The sequence below is a fragment of the Duganella guangzhouensis genome (assembly GCF_009674535.1).
GTDB classification, from domain to species: Bacteria; Pseudomonadota; Gammaproteobacteria; order Burkholderiales; family Burkholderiaceae_D; genus Rugamonas; species Rugamonas guangzhouensis.
This window is the reverse complement of sequence record NZ_WKJK01000018.1, coordinates 21,795-39,753: the sequence shown is the minus strand read 5'-3', so window position 1 is coordinate 39,753 and position 17,959 is coordinate 21,795. Positions and strand designations below refer to the sequence as shown.

16 protein-coding genes are annotated in these 17,959 nt (G+C 63.2%); 3 read left to right on the top strand and 13 right to left on the bottom strand.

The genetic code is table 11. The annotated features are described in order from the left end of the window. Nucleotide 1 precedes the first annotated feature (1 nt). From GJ699_RS26825 to GJ699_RS26805, 5 genes are read right to left on the bottom strand one after another with little or no spacing between them, the layout of a single operon-like run. Nucleotides 2–724, bottom strand: coding sequence for a MipA/OmpV family protein (locus tag GJ699_RS26825; protein WP_229262313.1), 723 nt, complete (start codon nucleotides 722–724; stop codon nucleotides 2–4). Next, a complete protein-coding gene (locus GJ699_RS26820; protein WP_154382193.1) occupies nucleotides 721–1,089 on the bottom strand; it encodes a hypothetical protein in 369 nt (122 codons plus the stop codon). Before GJ699_RS26820 ends, GJ699_RS26825 begins: the two co-directional genes overlap by 4 nt. Further along, nucleotides 1,082–2,542, bottom strand: coding sequence for an efflux transporter outer membrane subunit (locus GJ699_RS26815; RefSeq protein ID WP_229262312.1), 1,461 nt, complete (start codon nucleotides 2,540–2,542; stop codon nucleotides 1,082–1,084). Before GJ699_RS26815 ends, GJ699_RS26820 begins: the two co-directional genes overlap by 8 nt. Next, nucleotides 2,539–5,652, bottom strand: coding sequence for an efflux RND transporter permease subunit (locus GJ699_RS26810; protein WP_154382191.1), 3,114 nt, complete (start codon nucleotides 5,650–5,652; stop codon nucleotides 2,539–2,541). Before GJ699_RS26810 ends, GJ699_RS26815 begins: the two co-directional genes overlap by 4 nt. Next, nucleotides 5,649–6,803 carry an efflux RND transporter periplasmic adaptor subunit gene (locus tag GJ699_RS26805; RefSeq protein ID WP_154382189.1) on the bottom strand — a complete coding sequence of 385 codons (1,155 nt, stop codon included), beginning with the start codon at nucleotides 6,801–6,803 and terminating at the stop codon, nucleotides 5,649–5,651. The genes GJ699_RS26810 and GJ699_RS26805 overlap by 4 nt, the downstream gene beginning before the upstream one ends. A 73-nt stretch (nucleotides 6,804–6,876) precedes the next feature. On the opposite strand from GJ699_RS26805, the gene GJ699_RS26800 reads away from it, so the two are divergent. Continuing rightward, nucleotides 6,877–7,554, top strand: coding sequence for a response regulator transcription factor (locus tag GJ699_RS26800; protein ID WP_154382187.1), 678 nt, complete (start codon nucleotides 6,877–6,879; stop codon nucleotides 7,552–7,554). Further along, on the top strand, nucleotides 7,547–8,920 hold the full coding sequence (locus tag GJ699_RS26795) for a sensor histidine kinase (protein WP_154382185.1): 1,374 nt from the start codon (nucleotides 7,547–7,549) through the stop codon (nucleotides 8,918–8,920). Before GJ699_RS26800 ends, GJ699_RS26795 begins: the two co-directional genes overlap by 8 nt. A gap of 4 nt (nucleotides 8,921–8,924) precedes the next feature. On the opposite strand, the gene GJ699_RS26790 is transcribed toward GJ699_RS26795, so the two are convergent. The 6 genes from GJ699_RS26790 to phaC form a co-directional block, all read right to left on the bottom strand. After that, nucleotides 8,925–10,001: an ABC transporter ATP-binding protein gene (locus GJ699_RS26790; protein WP_154382183.1), complete on the bottom strand. Its 1,077-nt coding sequence runs from the start codon at nucleotides 9,999–10,001 to the stop codon at nucleotides 8,925–8,927. Nucleotides 10,002–10,003: 2 nt separating this feature from the next. Next, nucleotides 10,004–10,882 carry a carbohydrate ABC transporter permease gene (locus GJ699_RS26785; RefSeq protein ID WP_371867687.1) on the bottom strand — a complete coding sequence of 293 codons (879 nt, stop codon included), beginning with the start codon at nucleotides 10,880–10,882 and terminating at the stop codon, nucleotides 10,004–10,006. Between the two features lie 86 nt (nucleotides 10,883–10,968). Then, nucleotides 10,969–11,853, bottom strand: a complete 885-nt coding sequence (locus tag GJ699_RS26780; RefSeq protein ID WP_154382181.1) for a carbohydrate ABC transporter permease — start codon at nucleotides 11,851–11,853, stop codon at nucleotides 10,969–10,971. A gap of 3 nt (nucleotides 11,854–11,856) precedes the next feature. Continuing rightward, nucleotides 11,857–13,098 carry an ABC transporter substrate-binding protein gene (locus tag GJ699_RS26775; protein WP_154382180.1) on the bottom strand — a complete coding sequence of 414 codons (1,242 nt, stop codon included), beginning with the start codon at nucleotides 13,096–13,098 and terminating at the stop codon, nucleotides 11,857–11,859. A gap of 231 nt (nucleotides 13,099–13,329) precedes the next feature. After that, a complete protein-coding gene (phaR, locus tag GJ699_RS26770) occupies nucleotides 13,330–13,884 on the bottom strand; it encodes a polyhydroxyalkanoate synthesis repressor PhaR (RefSeq protein WP_154382178.1) in 555 nt (184 codons plus the stop codon). A 203-nt stretch (nucleotides 13,885–14,087) separates the two neighbouring features. Continuing rightward, nucleotides 14,088–15,821: a class I poly(R)-hydroxyalkanoic acid synthase gene (gene phaC, locus GJ699_RS26765; protein WP_154382176.1), complete on the bottom strand. Its 1,734-nt coding sequence runs from the start codon at nucleotides 15,819–15,821 to the stop codon at nucleotides 14,088–14,090. 29 nt (nucleotides 15,822–15,850) lie between these two features. Between phaC and GJ699_RS26760 the strand changes: the two genes are divergently transcribed. Next, nucleotides 15,851–16,072, top strand: coding sequence for a hypothetical protein (locus GJ699_RS26760; RefSeq protein WP_371867680.1), 222 nt, complete (start codon nucleotides 15,851–15,853; stop codon nucleotides 16,070–16,072). 2 nt (nucleotides 16,073–16,074) lie between these two features. Here GJ699_RS26760 and pgeF read toward each other — a convergent pair whose 3' ends face one another. Both pgeF and GJ699_RS26750 read right to left on the bottom strand, forming a co-directional pair. Beyond that, the gene (gene pgeF, locus GJ699_RS26755) at nucleotides 16,075–16,863 is read right to left on the bottom strand and encodes a peptidoglycan editing factor PgeF (RefSeq protein ID WP_154382174.1); all 789 of its coding nucleotides are present in this window, start codon (nucleotides 16,861–16,863) and stop codon (nucleotides 16,075–16,077) included. Then, nucleotides 16,863–17,885 (bottom strand): RluA family pseudouridine synthase, encoded by a 1,023-nt coding sequence (locus tag GJ699_RS26750; protein WP_154382172.1) that lies wholly within the window; start codon nucleotides 17,883–17,885, stop codon nucleotides 16,863–16,865. Before GJ699_RS26750 ends, pgeF begins: the two co-directional genes overlap by 1 nt. Between the last annotated feature and the right edge of the window lie 74 nt (nucleotides 17,886–17,959).

Here is a 17,959-nt window from a genome sequence, read left to right as displayed (position 1 = left end):
CTCATTTAAAGCGGTAGCTCACGGCTACCAGGTTGGCGTCCAGCGTGGCGCGCCGCACCAGAGGACTACTGCGTATCGTCCGATCCAGCCAGGTACGGCGCAGATTGGCGTTCAAGTACCAGCTGCCGCCGAGGTGGCATTCGGCAAACAGCGCCGCATACGGATTGGTGGCGGCGTGACCGCTGACGCCATCGTAGTAGCGCACATAAGCCGACGAGCGGTATTCCGCCCCCAGTTGCGGGTACAGCGTCAGTTCGCCGGCGGGCAGCTCGGCGCCGTACATCAGGTCCGCCAGATTACCCCCCGATTTGCCAACGTCGTGATAGACGTTGGCCATCAGCGCGCCAAATGACGTCACTTGCAGCGTCCCCAGGCCCAAAGGCAGCGAATCACGGCGGTGCCCGCCGGCCGCCGCGCTGGCCGGCGTGTAACCATCCGACAGCACGCGCGTCAGCAGTTCGATGCTGCCAGCGCCGGCCGGCGCCAGCTTGACGCCGAAGGTATCGATGCGGGCAAACAACGGCCCCGCGTCAAAGTTCAGATAAGGGATCGCTGTGGTGCCATTGCCGCGCGCGTGCGCCGCCGTCGGTGTCGCGTTCACGCCGGCGCCGATATCGCCGTCGATGCGCCAGCCGGTATCGGCGCTTTGCTGCGCGTGCAGAGCGGCCGCCGGCGCCATCAGGCACACGACCGCGAGCTGCCGCAATGGACCAGCTGTCTTCATGGGCGCATTGCCTGCGGCGGTGTGCCGTCAATGTGTGCCAGCTTGCCGGCGGCGCAATCGGCCGGCCATACTTCGACCTGCTCGCCGTCGCGCAACGCTGCGCCAGCTGGCAGCTCGACCACCACCTCATGCTGCAATCGCGCCTGACTGTAGCGCACCCGGACAAAGTGGTGCGATGCCAGCTCGTTGGCGGGCAACCGGGCCATGCAGGCTGGCAGCGTATCGACCGGCTGTCCAGCCGCGTACTCGCCCACTACCCAACCGTGCCGCGCGCCCTGCTCCCAGTCGGCGCGGTTGACGAATGTCTTGCTGGCGCAACCGGATAGCAGCAACAGCGCCGCCAGCATCAGCTTAATGTTATTCATACTTTTCTCCTTCACTTCGATGCCACCAGCCGCCACCCAGCGCCTGGTACAAGGCGGCAGCGTCTTCCAGTTGGCCGGCCTTGGCCTGGGCCAGCGTCAACTCGGCCTGACGCTTGTTCTGTTCCGCCGCGATCAGTTCCATCCGGTCCACGGCGCCGTGTGCGTGCTGGCGCAACGCCAGTTCCAATGCGGTGCCGGCGGCGGTATCGGCTTCCTGTGCCGCCGCCAATACGGCGGCGTCGCTGTCGATCGCGTGCAGCACGTCCGCCACATTCTGGAACGCCGCTGCCACTGTCGAGCGATAGGTGGCGACGGCGCCTTGCAGCGCCTGGTCCGCCGCCTTTTCGCGGTGCTTCAGGGTGCCGCCGTCAAACAGGGTTTGCGTGACGTTGGCGGTCAGCTCGAAGAATTTACCGCTGTTCCAGAACATCTGACCAAACTGGCTGGCGGTGCCGCCGGCAGTGCCTGTGATGGCGAACTGCGGCAACCGCGCGGCGCGCGCCACGCCGACATCGGCGCTGGCGGAACGCAGCAGCGCTTCCGCAGCCCGCACATCGGGACGCTGCTCAACCAGCTGCGACGGCAATGTCAACGGCAGCTGTTCCGGCAGTTGGAAGCGCGCCAGCTCAAACGCCGGCACCTGCTGGTCGCTGCGGATACCGGCCAGCACCCGCAGCAGGTCGCGATTTTGCTCCAGCTGCTTTTGCAGTGGCGGCAACAGCTGGCGCGCCTGCGCCAGTGCGCCCTGCTGTGTCGCCAGCTCCTGGCGCGAAATGTATCCAGCGCGATGCTGGCGCTCGGCCAGCTCCAGCGCGGTCTGACTGCTGGCGATGATGTGCCGGGTGAGGTCGATCTGCTGGCGCAGCAAACCGTCCTGGAAGGCGGCGGCCACGATATTGGAAGCCAGCGTGATATACGCCGCCTCCAGCTGCAAGCCCTGCGCCTGGCGCTGCGCCTCCAGCGACTCCACCTGACGGCGGTTGGCGCCGAATACGTCCGGCGTATAACCCACCGTCACCTGGGCGGTGTGGAAGTTGTAGATCACCGGCGTGGCCTCTCCGGTACTAATCACCGAGCCATTGCCCTGAAGGCCAGGTGAGTTGCCACCCTGGTTGCCGGCCAGCTTGGTGCGTTGCGGCGTGTAACCCGCCTGCACCGTCGGCAGGAAGTAGCCCTGCTGCGCATAGACATTTTCCTGCGCCGCCCGCAGTGCCGCTTCGGCCGAGGCGATGCTCGGGTTGGCGCGCCATGCCTGTTCGATCAGGGCGTTCAGCTCATCCGAGTGAAACACCGTCCACCAGTTGTTCTGTATGTCCTGCAGCTGATAGTGCTGCTCCGGTTGCGCCACATAAGTTTGCGGCAGGTCCAGCGCTGGCCGGCTGTAGTCAGGGCCAACGGCACAACCGGTCAGCAGAAGCAGCATGGCGCCGCAGTAGATAGAATCACGCTTCATGGCTGCACCACGGCGCTATCGGCCGGCTCCGAGAAATTGGCGAATTGGCGCAATGCCAGCGGCAGCACCATCAGGGTAAACAAAGTGCCGGTGACAATGCCGCCAACGATCACGCAGGCGAACGGCCGCTGCGTCTCGCTGCCGATACCATGCGAAAGTGCCGCCGGCAGTAGTCCCATGCCCGCCATCAGCGCGGTCATCAGGATCGGACGCAGGCGCATGGCCGCGCCGTCCACCACCGCGCGCACCACCGTTGCTCCTTCACGCACGCGCTGCATCACCTCTTCCACCATGATCACGCCGTTTTGCACCGAGATGCCGGCCACCGCGATAAAGCCCACCGCCGCCGATACCGACAGATGCAGGCCGGCCAGGGCCAGCGCCGCCAACCCACCGATCATGGTAAATGGCACCATGCCCAGCACCAGCGCCGCCAGTCGCACCGAACGGAAGGCCCAGAACAACAGCGAGAACATCAACAGCACGGTCAGCGGAATGATCACCGCCAGCCGGCGCGCGGCGCGCTGCGAATTCTCGAATTGTCCGCCCCAGCTGATCTCATATCCCGGCGGTAGTTTGACCGACTGCTGCACCAGCCGCTGTGCCTCGTCGATAAAGCTGCCCTGATCACGCCCCAGCAGATTCATTTTCACGATCACGCTGCGCGAACCGGATTCGCGCTGAATGCGCGACACGCCCTGGCGTAGCTCGATGTTGGCGACGTCGCGCAGCGCCACGCTGCCGGAACCATTGCCGACCTGGGTGCCGGGCACCGACAGCCGCAGGCTGCCGATGGCATCGATGCTCTGGCGGTTTTGTGGATTCACTTTCAGCACCACATCGAAACGCTGATTCTGTTCGTAGTAACTGGTGACGGCGTTGCCGGCCAGCGCCTCGTTCACCAGCGTATTCACGTCAGCGATACTGATGCCGTAGCGCGCCAGCCGGCCACGGTCTGGCGTCACCACCACTTCGCTCTGGCCGCCGATGCGGGTGGCCTCAACGTCGGTGGCGCCGGGGATACCCTGGATCACGTCCACCAGTTGTTGCGCCTTGCTCTCCAGGATAGACAGGTCATCGCCGCTGATCTTGGCGACGATCTCGCCACGGAAGCCGGACAGCGACTCCTCCACGTTATCCTGGATCACCTGCGAAAAATTGGTGTTCACGCCGGGGATCGAGGCCAGGCTGGAAGACATGCTGGCCACCAGCGCCTCCTTGTCGGCGAAGCGCCACTCCTTGCGCGGCTTCAGGTCGACCAGGGTTTCAAGATTGTTCGGTCCCTTGGGGTCGGAGCCATCGTCGGGACGGCCGGCCTGGCTGATGATGTGGGCCACTTCCGGATACTCCAGCAGTTTCGCGCGCATCAGGCGCTCCACCGATTTGGTGGTTTCCAGCGATGCCGATGTCGGCAAGGTGATGGTCAGCCAGATATTCCCTTCATCCAGCTTGGGCATGAATTCGCTGCCCAGCTGCGGCGCCAGCGTAAAGGCCACCACCAGCGGCAGCAGCGACAGCGACAGCACCGGTGTGGCGTGCCGCAGCGACCAGTCCAGCATTGCGTGGTAACGGTGCTGCAGCCCCTCCAGCCAGGCGCGTGGCGTTTCCACCAGCGGCCGGCGCTGGATCGCCCACGACAGCATGGATGGCACCAGCGTAAAAGTCAGCAGCACAGCCCCCAGCAGGGCAAACGACAGGGTCAGCGCCACTGGCGTGAAGATCTTGCCCTCCACCCGCTGGAAGGTGAAGATCGGCACAAACGCCAAAATGATGATGGCCTTGGAGAACAGCACCGGGTGCGACATGTCGCCCATGGTCCGGTGCAGCACGTGCATGCGCGCCGCCAGCGGGTTGGCGTCCTGAGTCGGCATCAACGCCATGCGCACCATCAGCGCCTCGACGATCACCACCGCGCTATCGATGATGATGCCGAAATCCACCGCGCCCAGCGAAATCAGGTTGGCGGAGACGCCGCGCGCGTTCATCAGGATGAAGGCAAACAGCAACGCCAGCGGAATCACCGTCGCCACGATCAGCGCCGCGCGCCAGCTGGACAGGAACACAACCAGAATCACAATCACCAGCAAAGCGCCGATCACCAGGTTTTCCACCACCGTGGTGACGGTGTGATGCACCAGCACCGTGCGGTCATAAATAGGCACGATGCTGACGCCGGCCGGCAGATGCTTTTGCAAAGCGGCGATACGGTCCTTCAGATCGGCGTTGATGCTGGACGGATTGCCGCCCTTGGTCATGGAGACGATGCCTTCGACCACACTGTCGCGCCGGTCGAAGCCGACGATGCCGAAGCGCGGGCGCTCGCCGACGTGTACCTGCGCCACGTCGCCAACCGTGATGGCGCGGCCGTCGCGGGCGCTGATCACCACACGGCGGATGTCGTCCAGACTGGCGTACAAGCCGGCCGAGCGGACCACCAGCGATGCATCGCCCAATTTCATCAAGCCACCGCCGGCGCTGCCCGAGCCATTGTTGATGGCCTGGCTCACCTGATCCAGCGTGACCTGGTATTTACCGAGCAGGAAAGGATCGGCATCGATCTGGTATTCCTTGATCGCGCCGCCGAAGCTGACCACATCCGCCACGCCCGGCGTCATGCGCAACGCCGGACGGATGGTCCAGTCCTGCAGCGTGCGCAGATCGGCTTCCGCCATGCCCGGCGCCTCCACCGCATAGCGATAGACCTCGCCCACCGCGGTCGACAGCGGCGCCAGTTGCGGCTGCACGCCGGTCGGCAGCGTGACGGTGGAGAGCTTCTCCGTCACCTGCTGGCGTGCGAAATAATTATCGGTGTCATCGTCGAAGGTCAGCGTGACGATGGACAGCCCGGTCATGGTGACCGAGCGCACGTTGATCAGGTGCGGAATGCCGGCTACCTCACGCTCGATCGGCAAGGTCACGGTACGCTCCATGTCTTCCGGCGCCTGGCCGGTCAACTGCGAAATCACCCGCACCTGCACGTCCTGCACATCCGGGAAGGCTTCGATCGGCAGATTGGACAGCGCATACAGTCCAAAGCCGATCAGCGCGCACACCAGCACCATCACAAACACGCGCTGGCGCAGCGCAAACACAATCACACGGTCAATCATTGCGCGCCACCGCTCATCTCTGCATCCAGCAGCAACGCGCCGGTGGTGACAATATTCTCGCCGCCACTCACCCCCTCACCCAGATAGCTGGCATCTTCGCCATGGGTCAACATGCGCACCTGGCGCCGCTGGAAATGGCCCGGCGCCGACTGCACGAACACATAGGTGTAGACACCGCGATTGACCAGCGCGCTGTTGGGCACCTTCACCGCCTGGCCGTGTTGCTGCAACAGCGTGCTGCGCACATACATTTCCGGCAGCAGCTTGCGCTCCGGGTTATCCAGCCGCGCGCGCACCAGCACCCGGCGGGTGTTCGGATCGACCACCTGTCCCAGCTGGGTGATCGTGGCCTTGAAATGCTGGCCGGGGAAAGCATCGCTTTCGACATCGACAGCGGCACCCAGCGTCACTTGCGCCAGCATGGTTTCCGGCACATCGATCAACAACCAAAGCTTGTTCGGATTGGTCAGCACGAATAGCGGCGTCGCCATGCCAGACGTGACTTCCAGTGATGGCGTCAGCGCGCGCTCGGCCACCACGCCATCAATAGGGCTGACAAGACTGATGCGCTGTCCCTGCACGCGGTCGCCATGTGGATTGATGTTGCGCACGCGCTGTTCGGCGCGCACGGTTTCGGCATGCGCCTGTGTGTAGTCGGCCTGCGCGGCCTCCTGGTCCTTGCCGGCGATGCCCTCGCCCGCTCCGAGCTGTTTGGCACGGGCCAGCGCCAGCCGCTTCAATTCTTCGTCGGCGCGTGCCTTGCTCACGTCGGCCAGCGCCGCGCCGAAATCGGGCGAATCGATTTCCGCCAGCGTCTGTCCGGCGCGCACACGGTCGCCCGGCGCCGCCTTGATTGCCGCCACGCGGCCAGCCACGCTGACGCCAAGCCGCACCGTCGCGTCTTCGTCATAAGCCACGCGCGCGTTCAGCGTTTCGCCAGCCGGCAGCGCTACCGATGGCAGTTGCTGCGCGCGGATCAGTGCCAGTTGCGCCGCGCCCTGCGGGTACTGCAAATCGTTCGGATGCGCCGGCGCGGCCGGCGCGGGCGGCGCCACGGCTGCCGTTGCAGCCTCCTGACGGAGCAATTGCGCGGCCGCGAACGCGGCTCCCGCCGCCAACAATACCGCTACAAAGACAGACTTGTTTTTCATATTCAGGTCGCTTACTGTGTCAGTTACAATTCCTGAACTGATCATACTCAGTCAACCTTGCCTGAACCTTGCCATGTCTATTTTGCTTGTAGAGGATGACCGCGAACTGGCGCACGGACTGCGCAGCTCACTGGCGCAATCCGACTATCGTACCGAGGTGGTGTTCGACGGCCAGTCGGCCATCGCCGCCTGCCGCCAGGACAGCTACGATCTGGTGATACTCGATCTTGGCCTGCCCGATATGGATGGCCTGGAAGTGCTACGCCGCCTGCGCAAGACCGGCCTGCGCGCGCCGGTGCTGATTCTGACCGCGCGCTTCGACCTCGATGACCGCGTGTCCGGTCTGGACGCCGGCGGCGACGACTACCTGGCCAAGCCATTCGCGCTGCCAGAACTGGAAGCACGCATCCGCGCGCTGCTGCGGCGCGGCGCGCCGCTGGAATCGCAGGTGCAGTTCTGCGACGTGGTGTTCGAGCCGACCGACAAGCACGCCAGCGTGCACGGCAAGGATCTGACGCTGACCGCAGCTGAAGCCTCGGTACTGGGACTGCTGCTGCGGCGGCCGGGCCGCGTGGTCAGCAAGTCGCAATTCGTCGATGAGCTGTACGACCACGCCGACGAAAAAAACCCGGCCATGATCGAAGTCTTTGTCAGCCGCCTGCGGCGCAAGCTGGCCGACGCCGAATCGCAGGTATCGATCCGCGCCTTGCGCGGCCTGGGCTACCGGCTCGAGGCACCGCAACATGAATAAGCCTCAACCAACCAGTCTGCGGCGGCAACTGCTGCTGCATCTGACCATCCCGCTGTTGGTGGTGCTGGCCTTGGGCGCGATCGGCGGCATCATCATCGCGCGCCAGGTCGGCCACGAAGTGCACGACCAGTGGATACTCGACTCGGCGCTGACGCTGTCCTCGCAGGTACGCTCCAACGACGGCCGGGTGACGCTGGAGCTGGCACCCGCCTCGGTGCAGATGTTCGAATGGGATGGCTACGACCATATTTACTGGGAAGCGTCGTCAACGCGCCAGGGGCGGCTGGCCAGCAACGCCGTACTGCCCTCACCGCCGGAGCGGTTGACGATCGGCCAGCCGCTGTTCTATGACACCGAACTCGATGGCGAAGCAGTACGCGTGGTCGCCATCGAGAAGCGTGCCCCCGGCAACGCGGCCGACACGGTGCGCATCCAGGTGGCGGAAACCAAGCATAAACGAGCACTGGTCGCCAGCAAAATCTTCTCGCGCTGGACGCCGCTGCAGATCGCGGTGATGGTGCTGGCCGGCGCCTTTATCTGGCTGGCCGTGACGCGCACACTGCGCAAGGTGGACAGCGTGGCGGCCCGTCTTGGCGCCTATGAGACCGATCGTTTGCAGCCGATCGCGGATGCGGAACAGATGCCGACCGAAATCGCACCGCTGATCAGCGCCATCAATCGCCTGCTGGCCAAGCTCAGTGCCGAGCAGGATACGCAGAAGCGCTTTATCGCCAATGCCGCGCACCAGTTGCGCACCCCGCTGGCCACACTGCAGGTGCAAACCCACCGCGTGCTGCGCGAGCGCGATCCGCTCAAGCACGACCAGGCATTGGGCGATGTGCACCGCGCCGTCACCCGCCTGCACCACGTCACCCAGCAGCTATTGACGCTGATGCGTTCGGAGCAGCAAAGCGAGAAGCATCTCAAGCTGGCACCGCTCGACCTGGCGCCGCTGGCGCGCGAGGAAGTCGAACGCTGGGCCGACGCCGCACTCGCCAAGGAAATCGATTTGGGATACGAAGGCCCGGAACACGGCATTACCGTCAATGGCGACGCCAGCCTGCTGCGCGAGTTGATGGGTAATCTGATCGACAATGCGATCCGCTACAACAGCCATGGCGGCACCGTGACGCTGACACTGGACAGCGCACCACTACGGATTCAGGTCGACGATGATGGTCCCGGCATCCCCGTGCACGAGCGCGAACTGGTGCTGGAGCGTTTTTATCGCGGCAGCAGCAGCGAGCAGGCCAGCGGCTGTGGTCTGGGTCTGTCCATCGCCTATGAAATCGCCGCCCGCCATGGTGCTCGGCTAAGCATCGAGCCGGGACAACCAGGCACCAGGATCTGCATCACCTTCGAGTAAGCGCCTAAAGCCGCTGTTCGCTGGCGCCGTCGAACAGGGAGATGCGGCCGGTGCGCAGCGAGAAGTCGATGCTGGCACCGCTCTCGATAGGCAGCGCCTGCTGCACAATGCCGGCCAGCTGTACGCCATGGAAGTCCAGCCACACCACACGATGTGCCCCCATGGCTTCGATCAGCGACACGTTCGCCCGCAGCGCGCCGTCGCCATGGCCGATTGCGACATCCTCCGGCCGCACGCCCAGCACGCATTCGCGCTTGCCCGTCAGCGGCTGCTGGAAGGCATAGCCGCTGACGTCCAGCGTCATGTGCGCGTTGCTGAATATGGCGCGGCCGTCCTGCTGCTCCAGCGTCCCCCGGAACAGATTCATGCCCGGCGAGCCGAGGAAGGTCGCCACGAACAGATTGGCCGGCCGGTTGTAGATCACGTCCGGGGTATCGAACTGCTGCACCACACCGCCCTTCATCACCGCCATGCGCTGCGCCAGCGTCATCGCCTCCACCTGATCGTGGGTCACGTAGATCATGGTGGCGCCCAGTTGCTGGTGCAGTTGTTTCAGCTCGCGCCGCAGTTCGGTGCGCAGCTTGGCGTCGAGATTGGACAACGGCTCGTCGAACAGCATCACATCCGCCTCGCGCACGATGGCGCGGCCGATCGCCACCCGCTGCCGTTGGCCGCCAGACAGATTGGCTGGCTTGCGCTTCAACAGCGGCCCCAGTTGCAGCATGTCCGAGGCGCGCGTGACGCGGCGCGCGATTTCCGCCTTCGGCGTGCCGCTGATGCGCAGGCCAAACGACATATTGGCTTCCACATTCATGGTCGGGTACAGCGCGTACGACTGGAACACCAGCGCGATGCCACGATCCTTGGGATCGGCCCAGGTCATGTCCCTGCCGCCGATTTCGATCTGGCCGCCGCTGGTATCGATCAGGCCCGCAATACTGTGCAGCAGCGTCGATTTGCCGCAGCCCGAAGGCCCGAGCAGCACCACGAACTCCCCTGCCTTCACATCCAGGTCCAGCGACTCGATTACCTTGTTGCCGCCCAACTGAATCTGCAAATTACGAATAGCTACGTTAGACATGTTTAACCCTTCACTGCGCCGGAGGCGATGCCGCGCACGAACCAGCGGCCGGAGATAAAGTAAAGCGCCAGCGGCACCATCGACGTCAAAATGGTCGCCGCCATATTGACGTTGTACAGGCGCTCGCCGGTGGTGGTGTTGATGATGTTATTCAGCTGCACCGTCATCGGCAGATGCTCGGAGCCGGCAAACACCAGCCCAAGCAGGAAGTCGTTCCAGATGCCGGTGACCTGCATGATGACGGCCACCACGATCACCGGCGTCGACATCGGCAGCATCAGCTGCAGGAAGATGCGCCAGAAGCCACCGCCATCGATGCGCGCCGCCTTGAACAGCTCCATCGGCAGCGCCGCGTAGTAATTGCGGAACAATAGCGTCATCACCGGCATGCCGAAGATGGTGTGGATCAGGATGATGCCCGGCAGGGAGCTGAATAAATTCACCGCCGCCAGCCCCCGCACCAATGGATAGATCATCACCTGCACCGGAATGAAAGCGCCCATCATCAGGATCGCGAACAACAAGCCGGCACCGCGTGGACGCCAGAACGACAGCGCATAACCGTTCACGGCACCGATCGCGATCGACAGCACGGTGCTCGGCACCACGATCGCCACCGAGTTCCAGAAGCCGCCGCGTATGCCATTGCATTCCAGCCCGGTGCAAGCCGAGGACCATGCCTGCGCCCACGGTTCCAGCGTGAAGTGATGCGGCAGCGCGAACAGCGTGCCGAGGCGGATCTCTTCCATCGGCTTCACCGAAGTCACTAGCATCACGTACAACGGCAGCAGGAAGAACAGCGCCGCGACGATCAGAAAGCCATAGACGCCGATGCGCGCCGGGGTCCACGCCAGGCTGCGGCGCGGGCGCGGCGCCGGGATGCTGGCGTCGTTGGCGGCGGTGGTGACAGGCGACGCGTCGGCCACCGGCGCCGTGGCGGCTTTATCGAGTTTGAACACTTGTCCCATCATGCCCCCAAGGCGGCGCGGCGATTGCGCACGTAGTACAACGGCGCGACGATGGCCAACACGGTCAGCAGCAGCACGATCGACGCAGCGGAGGCCAGCCCGATATTGGCGCGGCCGAATAGATAATCCATGATGAATTTGGCCGGCACCTCGCTGGCCGTGCCCGGACCGCCCTGGGTCATGGCCACCACCGCATCGAACACCTTCACCACCATCACGAACAGCAGCACGAAGGCGGTTGACACCGAAGGCTTCAGCATCGGCAGCACGATGCTGAGGTAGACCCGCCAGCGCGGAATGCCGTCGATGCGCGCCGCTTTCCAGATTTCCTCATCCACGCCGCGCAGGCCGGACAACATCAGCGCCATCACCAGCCCGGACGCCTGCCAGACGGTGGCGATGACGATGGTGTAGATGGCCATGTCCTGGTCGACGATCCAGTCGAACTGCGCCCCGCTCCAGCCCAGTTGGTGCAGCACTTCCTGGATGCCCAGTTCCGGATTCAGTATCCACTGCCAGATCAGGCCCGTGGCCACAAAGGACATCGCATACGGATACAGAAACACGGTGCGCAGCGCGCCTTCCGCCATCACCTTCTGGTCGATGAACACCGCCAGCAGAAAGCCGATCACCAGGCATAGCGCGATAAACAGCACGCCGTACACCGCTACGTTCTGCAACGACAGCAGCCAGCGCTCGTTGTTGAACAGGCGGACGTACTGCGAGGCGCCGACAAAATCGCTGGCCGGGAAGGTACGCGAACTGCTGACCGACACCCGCGCCGTCCACAGCATGGTGCCGAGGTAGGCCAGCAGCACGGTCAGCGCCATCGGCAGCATGGCGATATAGGCCGCGAAGGACACGCTCTGACGTTGCGCGCGCATCGCTCAGTCGCCCTTGAGGGCGCGGGCGAACGCTTTTTGCGCGTCTTCCGGCGACTGGTTCTTGTTCCAGTAGCTGGTCAGCACATCCTGCAGCGCGCCGGTGGTGTCGGGTGTGGCCAGCATCTCGGTGTTCGGCAGCTGACGCGACTTGTCCTTCATGATGGCCAAGCCCTGCTTCGCGCACAGGTCCAGCTGCGATTCATCGACATCGCCACGGATCGGAATCGCGCCCTTGCGCGCGGCGAACGCCACTTGGGCCGCCGGCGCCGTCACCACATTGGCCAGCAGCTTTTGCGCCTTGATGGCATTGGCGTCGTTCGTTTTCGGGAACACGAAGGCATCGCCGGCCACGATGTACGGCGCCTTCGGACCGAAGCCGGGGAAGCAGCCGAAGTCCTTGCCGGCCACCTGCTTGGCGGCGGCGAATTCGCCCTTGGCCCAGTCGCCCATGATCTGCACGCCGGCTCTGCCCTGCACCACCATGGCGGTGGCGTCGTTCCAGTTGCGGCCCGGCGCGCCGGCATCGACAAAACCTTTCAGCTTCTTGAAATCGACCAGCACCTGCTTGAAGGCCGGCGACATCACCGCTTTCTGATCGCGGTCGCGATAAACCTTGAGGTAAAGATCCGCTCCACCCACCATCGCAAAGATGGCGTCGAAGGTGATCTTCTCCTGCCACACCTGGCCGCCGAAGGCCAGCGGCACCACGCCGGCCGCCTTCAGCTTGCCCAACTGCTGCAGGAATTCGTCCCAGCTCTGCGGCTCGTTCGTGATGCCAGCTTTCTTGTACGCGGCCTTGGAGTAGAAGAACCAGGCCGGCATGTGGATGTCGACTGGCGCCGCATAGAAATGGCCGTTGATCTTGATCGCCTGCAGAATCGCCGGCGGCATGATCTGCTCCCACTTGCCAGCGGCGGCCACGTCGTCCACATTGTTCAGCAAGCCCTGTTCGACAAAGTCGCGGAACTGTTTGGAGGTGTTGAACTGGGCGGCGGTGGGCGCGTTGCCGCCGACGATGCGGTTGATGGTGGTGGCGCGCGACTGGTCGGCGCCGGCCACCGCCTGATCCACCCACTGACCGCCGGCCTTGTTATAGGCATCGGCAAACTGCTTGACGGCGGCGGACTCGCCACCCGAGGTCCACCAGTGAATCACGGTGGCTTTCAGCGGCGCCTGTGCATGTGCAGTGGCGCCTGCTGCCAGCGCCAGCGCGACGGCGCCGGCCAGCTGTGTGGCTTTGTACATTCTGTCTCCCTGAGGGCGTCGTGCGCCCCATTCTATCGGCCTGAATGATATGGATGATACCTAAAGCGGCGCGCCCGTAGCGCATGGAAACGCTTCCACATCGTCGTCAATATTAATGCGGATGCAATTCGGACGTCAACGAAATTCTGGGTTTTTTGTAACTCGTTTACAGAAACGGCACAGCCGCCGGGGCGAACTGTGCCGCACGCGCGCAGGCGCGATGTAAGGAAATTACTTTTTGTCGCTGCCCGGTGGTACCGGAACGAACGGGAAGGTACCGAACAGGTTCTTGCTCTGGCTCTGCATCTGCTCTTGCATCTGCACGAACAGGCTCTTGCTCTGGTCGATGTAATTGTTCATCATGCCCTGCATCATCGGCCCCTGGACGTTCATGAACTGGGTCCACATTTCCGGGCTGAATGGCTGGCCGCCGACGGCGGTGCTGGTGAACTTGCGCTGGATGTCGGTGAACGCCTGCACGTTCTTTTCCAGGTAAGAGCCCATCATGCCCTGCATGGCGTGGCCGTAAAAGCGGATGATCTGCGCCAGCACGTCGCTGGAGAACATCGGCGCGCCGCTGGCCTCTTCTTCCAGAATGATCTGCAGCAGGATGCTACGGCTCAGGTCTTCATTGGTCTTGGCATCGACAACGGTGAATTCCTCGTTGTCCAGCACCAGCTGCTTCACGTCGGTCAGCGTGATGTAGGAACTGGTCTGCGTATCGTACAGACGACGGTTCGGATATTTTTTGATCAGGCGGTCAGCATTTTTTTTCGCACTACTCATCACAAGTCCGTTTATTGCGCCGCAGCGCATGTCTCTTAAAAATCGGATAGAAAGCGGACTGGTGGTCCCCTTCCCGCGTGCCTACTTTACTTATTATAGAGGGGAAAAAGCCAGTCTTGCACAATCTGATATAAGTTTTGGTCTTTATTGCAACGCAACCAAATTTACATTCAGCCAATAATGGGCTTTTTCCCCTTCGGAAATTAATCCGCTTTCACTTTTACATAACGGCCAGGCGCAGGCTCGATCGCCTTGTAGCGGGCATTGCCCGGCTGGGCGCTGGCCTGGACTTTCTTGCCGCCGTGATCATTCAGGAAGGCGGACCATTCCGGCCACCAACTGCCGGCGTGCTCGGTGGCGCCGTTCAGCCAGGTGTCGGCCAGCGCCGCTTTGCCGCGCGCCGGCGCCTTGTCGTTGGTCCAATAGCTGCGCTTGTTCTTGGCCGGCGAATTGATGACGCCGGCGATGTGGCCGGACGCGCCCAGCACGAAGCGGTTGGCCTTGGCCTTGCCCGGATTCAGGATGTTCAGCGAGTCGAACGCCGATGGCCATGGCACGATGTGGTCTTCGCGCGAGCCGTAGATGAAGGCCGGCGCGTCGATTTTGGTCAGGTCCACGGTCTCGCCCGCCACCTTCAGCTGGCCGGTCTTCAGCTTGTTTTCCAGATAGGTATTGCGCAGATACCAGCAGAACATCGGTCCCGGCAGATTGGTGCTGTCCGAATTCCAGTACAGCAGGTCGAAGGCGGCCGGGTCATTGCCCTTCAGGTAGTTGGACTGCACGTAGTTCCACACCAGGTCGTTCGGACGCAGGCTGGAGAAGGTGCTGGCCAGGTCGCGGCCCGGCATCAGGCCGCCGTGGGCCAGTTGCTGTTCGCGCAGCGCGACCTGGGTTTCATCGACGAACACGTCCAGCACGCCGGTGTCATTGAAATCGAGGAAGGTGGTCAGCAAGGTCAGGCTGTTGGCGACTTGCTCGCCACGCGCCGCCAGCACCGCCAGCGCGGTCGAGACGATGGTGCCGCCGACACAGAAACCAAACATGTTCAGCTTGCTCTCGCCGCTGATGTCCTGCACCACACGGATCGCCTGGATCACGCCCTTGTCGACGTAATCATCCCAGGTGGTGCCGGCCAGCGATTTGTCCGGATTGCTCCACGAAATCAGGAACACGGTATTACCCTGCTCCACCGCATAGCGCACCAGCGAATTTTCCGGCTGCAGATCCAGAATGTAAAACTTGTTGATGCAAGGCGGCACCATCAGCAGCGGCGTCTGGTTGACGGTCTCGGTCTTGGGCTTGTACTGGATCAACTGGAATAGCGGATTTTCATACACCACCGTGCCTTCGGTCACCGCCAGGTTGCGGCCGACTTCGAACGCCGATTCGTCCGACAATGAAATATGGCCCTTGTTGATATCGCCGATCATATTGGCCAGGCCGCGGGTCAGGCTCTCGCCCTTGGTCTCGATCAGCTTTTGCTGCGCCTCGGGGTTGGTGGCCAGGAAGTTGGCCGGCGACATGGCGTCAACAATCTGCTGCACCGCAAAGCGGATTTTCTGCTTTTGCTGCGGGGTGCTGGTTTCCACCGTTTCCGCCATCGCCGCCAGGAACTTTCCGTTCAGCAGATAGGCGGCGGCATTGAAGGACGACATCGGATTGCCCTGCCAGGCGTCCGACGTGAAGCGGCGGTCCTTGATGGCGGGCGCCTTGCCGGCCAAAAAGTCTTGCCACAGCCCGCCGAACTCCTGCAGATAGTCATTCTTGAGCCGTTCCATCGCCTCCGGCTTGATGTGGGCGCCGACATCCTGCATCATGGCGGCCATTGGATTGGCCTCGGTGGCCGGCGCCATGTTGAACCAGGATTGCCACTGTCCCGGGTCGCTCATCTGTGACATCCAGGCGTTGGCAATGGCTTGAGGATCGGGCAAATTCATGTATGGTTCCCTAAAGTGAGTTGAACACGATGATGCTGATAGTTGCAGTTGCTTGGATTTACGTAGTCGGGCTGATGGCGCTGACGGAAACTTCCATCGTTGCGGGAATTGTAACGTTTTTGTTCTATTGCGTGCTGCCGCTGGGGACCCTGATGTATATCGCGGGCACCGGCAAACGCAAAGCGCGGCGCCGGGCGGCCGCGCTGGCGGCGCGGGAAGCCGCTCAACAAGACCAGGCTGCCCGCGAATAAGTTCATTTGATCCAGATCAGCGTGGCCTGACGGCCGGTGACGCCGTCGCGCCGATAGGAATAGAAACGGCCGGAATTGGACACGGTGCAGAATTCACCGCCATGCACTTCGGCCACGCCGGCGCGGTGCAGCAGATAGCGCGCCAGACCGTAAATATCGGCCAGGTACTTGCCCGGCTTGCCTTCGATGGTGCTGAACGCCGCCTCCACATGACGCACGTCGGACGGCGAGAACGCGCCGTTAAGAAAAGCCTGACGCACATCCGGCCCGACTTCGAACTGGTACTGGCCGATGGCCGGTCCCATCCACGCCGTGATCGCGCCTGCACCGGACGAGCGCATCGCCTGCACGGTATTTTCCAGCACGCCGGCGGCCAGCCCGCGCCAGCCGGCATGGGCGGCGGCCACGGTCTTGCCCTGCTTGTCGGCAAACAGCACCGGCAGGCAATCGGCGGTCATGATCGCGCACACCTTGCGCGGCGTGGTGGACAGCGCGGCATCGGCCTCGGGCACGGTGTCCGGCGCCACCGCCGCCACGTCGGCCACCACGGTACCATGCACCTGTGACAGCCAGACCGGCTCCTCCGGCAGCATCTCGCGCACAATCGCGCGGTTGCGGCTGACGTTGAGCGCATGATCGCCGACGTGGCTGCCCAGGTTCAGGCCGCCACTCCCCATGCCATCGTCATACGGCGCCGGGCTGACGCCGCCACGCCGGGTGGTGGACAGCACGCCCACATTGTCTGGCAAGCCCGGCCAGTGCGGGATCAACCACTGCGGATGGTTCGACATCAAATCTGTTCCGGTTCCTCAATGCCGGCGCGTTGCAGCAGCTCGGCAAAATCTTGCGCCAGCGGCACCAGCCACTCGCATGCTTCGCCCGTGGCCGGATGCACCAGGCCCAGGCGGCGTGCCTGCAGCGCCTGGCGCGGGAAATAATCGGCCAGATGCTGCTTGCCGTACACCGTGTCACCCACCAGCGGGAAGCCGATCGACTGCATGTGCACGCGGATCTGGTGGGTGCGGCCCGTTTCCAGACGGCACTGCACCAGACTGACCGGCCGGCCCTCGCCCAGCTTGCCGCTGCTGATCAGCTCATAATGGGTGATGGCCGGCTTGGAGCCCATGGCGGTCGACACCGCCATCTTGACGCGCTCGCGCGGGTGGCGGCCCATCGCCGCATCAATAGTACCGCTAATGCGCGGCGTGCCCCACACCAAAGCGAAATACTCGCGTTTCACGGTGCGCGCGGCCAGCTGGCGCACCAGATCGGTCTGGGCGGCCAGCGTCTTGCCGACCACCATCAGGCCGCTGGTATCCTTGTCCAGGCGGTGCACGATGCCGGCGCGCGGCACCCCGGCCAGTTGCGGGCAATGGTGCAGCAAGCCGTTCAGCAGCGTGCCGGACCAGTTGCCGGCGCCCGGATGGACCACCAGCCCGGCCGGTTTATTGACCACGATCAGGTGCTCATCTTCAAAAACAATGTTAAGTTCGATCGGTTCCGGCTTAAAAGCCTCGTCTTCCGGCTCCGGTTGGGGCAGAATGATGACCTTCTCGTCACCGTAGACGGTATCCTTGGTGCTTTTGGCCGGTTTGCCATCGACCGTGACAAAACCGTCGGTGATCCAGGTTTGCAGGCGGCCACGGGAAAATTGCGGCACCAGGCCGGAGATGACCTTATCGAGGCGCTGGCCGCAATGTTCAGTTTGCAGTTGCAATTCGATGGTCGCCAGACCGTCCTCGTCGTCGCTGAAATCGCCGTCATTGACCACCAGGTCGGTGTCGGCATCGTGTTCGGAGGAAGATTCGGCCAAATTCGGCTTTGCGTTTAATATCACGGTAATCCTATCGGCTATAATTAGCCTCGTAAAACTTTGGTTAAACAGTT

What these genes read in the sequence shown, in the direction of transcription:
- GJ699_RS26825 (WP_229262313.1), bottom strand. Translation starts at nt 724, where the DNA reads ATGAAGACAGCTGGTCCATTGCGGCAGCTCGCGGTCGTGTGCCTGATG.
- GJ699_RS26820 (WP_154382193.1), bottom strand. Translation starts at nt 1,089, where the DNA reads ATGAATAACATTAAGCTGATGCTGGCGGCGCTGTTGCTGCTATCCGGT.
- GJ699_RS26815 (WP_229262312.1), bottom strand. Translation starts at nt 2,542, where the DNA reads ATGAAGCGTGATTCTATCTACTGCGGCGCCATGCTGCTTCTGCTGACC.
- GJ699_RS26810 (WP_154382191.1), bottom strand. Translation starts at nt 5,652, where the DNA reads ATGATTGACCGTGTGATTGTGTTTGCGCTGCGCCAGCGCGTGTTTGTG.
- GJ699_RS26805 (WP_154382189.1), bottom strand. Translation starts at nt 6,803, where the DNA reads ATGAAAAACAAGTCTGTCTTTGTAGCGGTATTGTTGGCGGCGGGAGCC.
- GJ699_RS26800 (WP_154382187.1), top strand. Translation starts at nt 6,877, where the DNA reads ATGTCTATTTTGCTTGTAGAGGATGACCGCGAACTGGCGCACGGACTG.
- GJ699_RS26795 (WP_154382185.1), top strand. Translation starts at nt 7,547, where the DNA reads ATGAATAAGCCTCAACCAACCAGTCTGCGGCGGCAACTGCTGCTGCAT.
- GJ699_RS26790 (WP_154382183.1), bottom strand. Translation starts at nt 10,001, where the DNA reads ATGTCTAACGTAGCTATTCGTAATTTGCAGATTCAGTTGGGCGGCAAC.
- GJ699_RS26780 (WP_154382181.1), bottom strand. Translation starts at nt 11,853, where the DNA reads ATGCGCGCGCAACGTCAGAGCGTGTCCTTCGCGGCCTATATCGCCATG.
- GJ699_RS26775 (WP_154382180.1), bottom strand. Translation starts at nt 13,098, where the DNA reads ATGTACAAAGCCACACAGCTGGCCGGCGCCGTCGCGCTGGCGCTGGCA.
- phaR (WP_154382178.1), bottom strand. Translation starts at nt 13,884, where the DNA reads ATGAGTAGTGCGAAAAAAAATGCTGACCGCCTGATCAAAAAATATCCG.
- phaC (WP_154382176.1), bottom strand. Translation starts at nt 15,821, where the DNA reads ATGAATTTGCCCGATCCTCAAGCCATTGCCAACGCCTGGATGTCACAG.
- GJ699_RS26760 (WP_371867680.1), top strand. Translation starts at nt 15,851, where the DNA reads ATGATGCTGATAGTTGCAGTTGCTTGGATTTACGTAGTCGGGCTGATG.
- pgeF (WP_154382174.1), bottom strand. Translation starts at nt 16,863, where the DNA reads ATGTCGAACCATCCGCAGTGGTTGATCCCGCACTGGCCGGGCTTGCCA.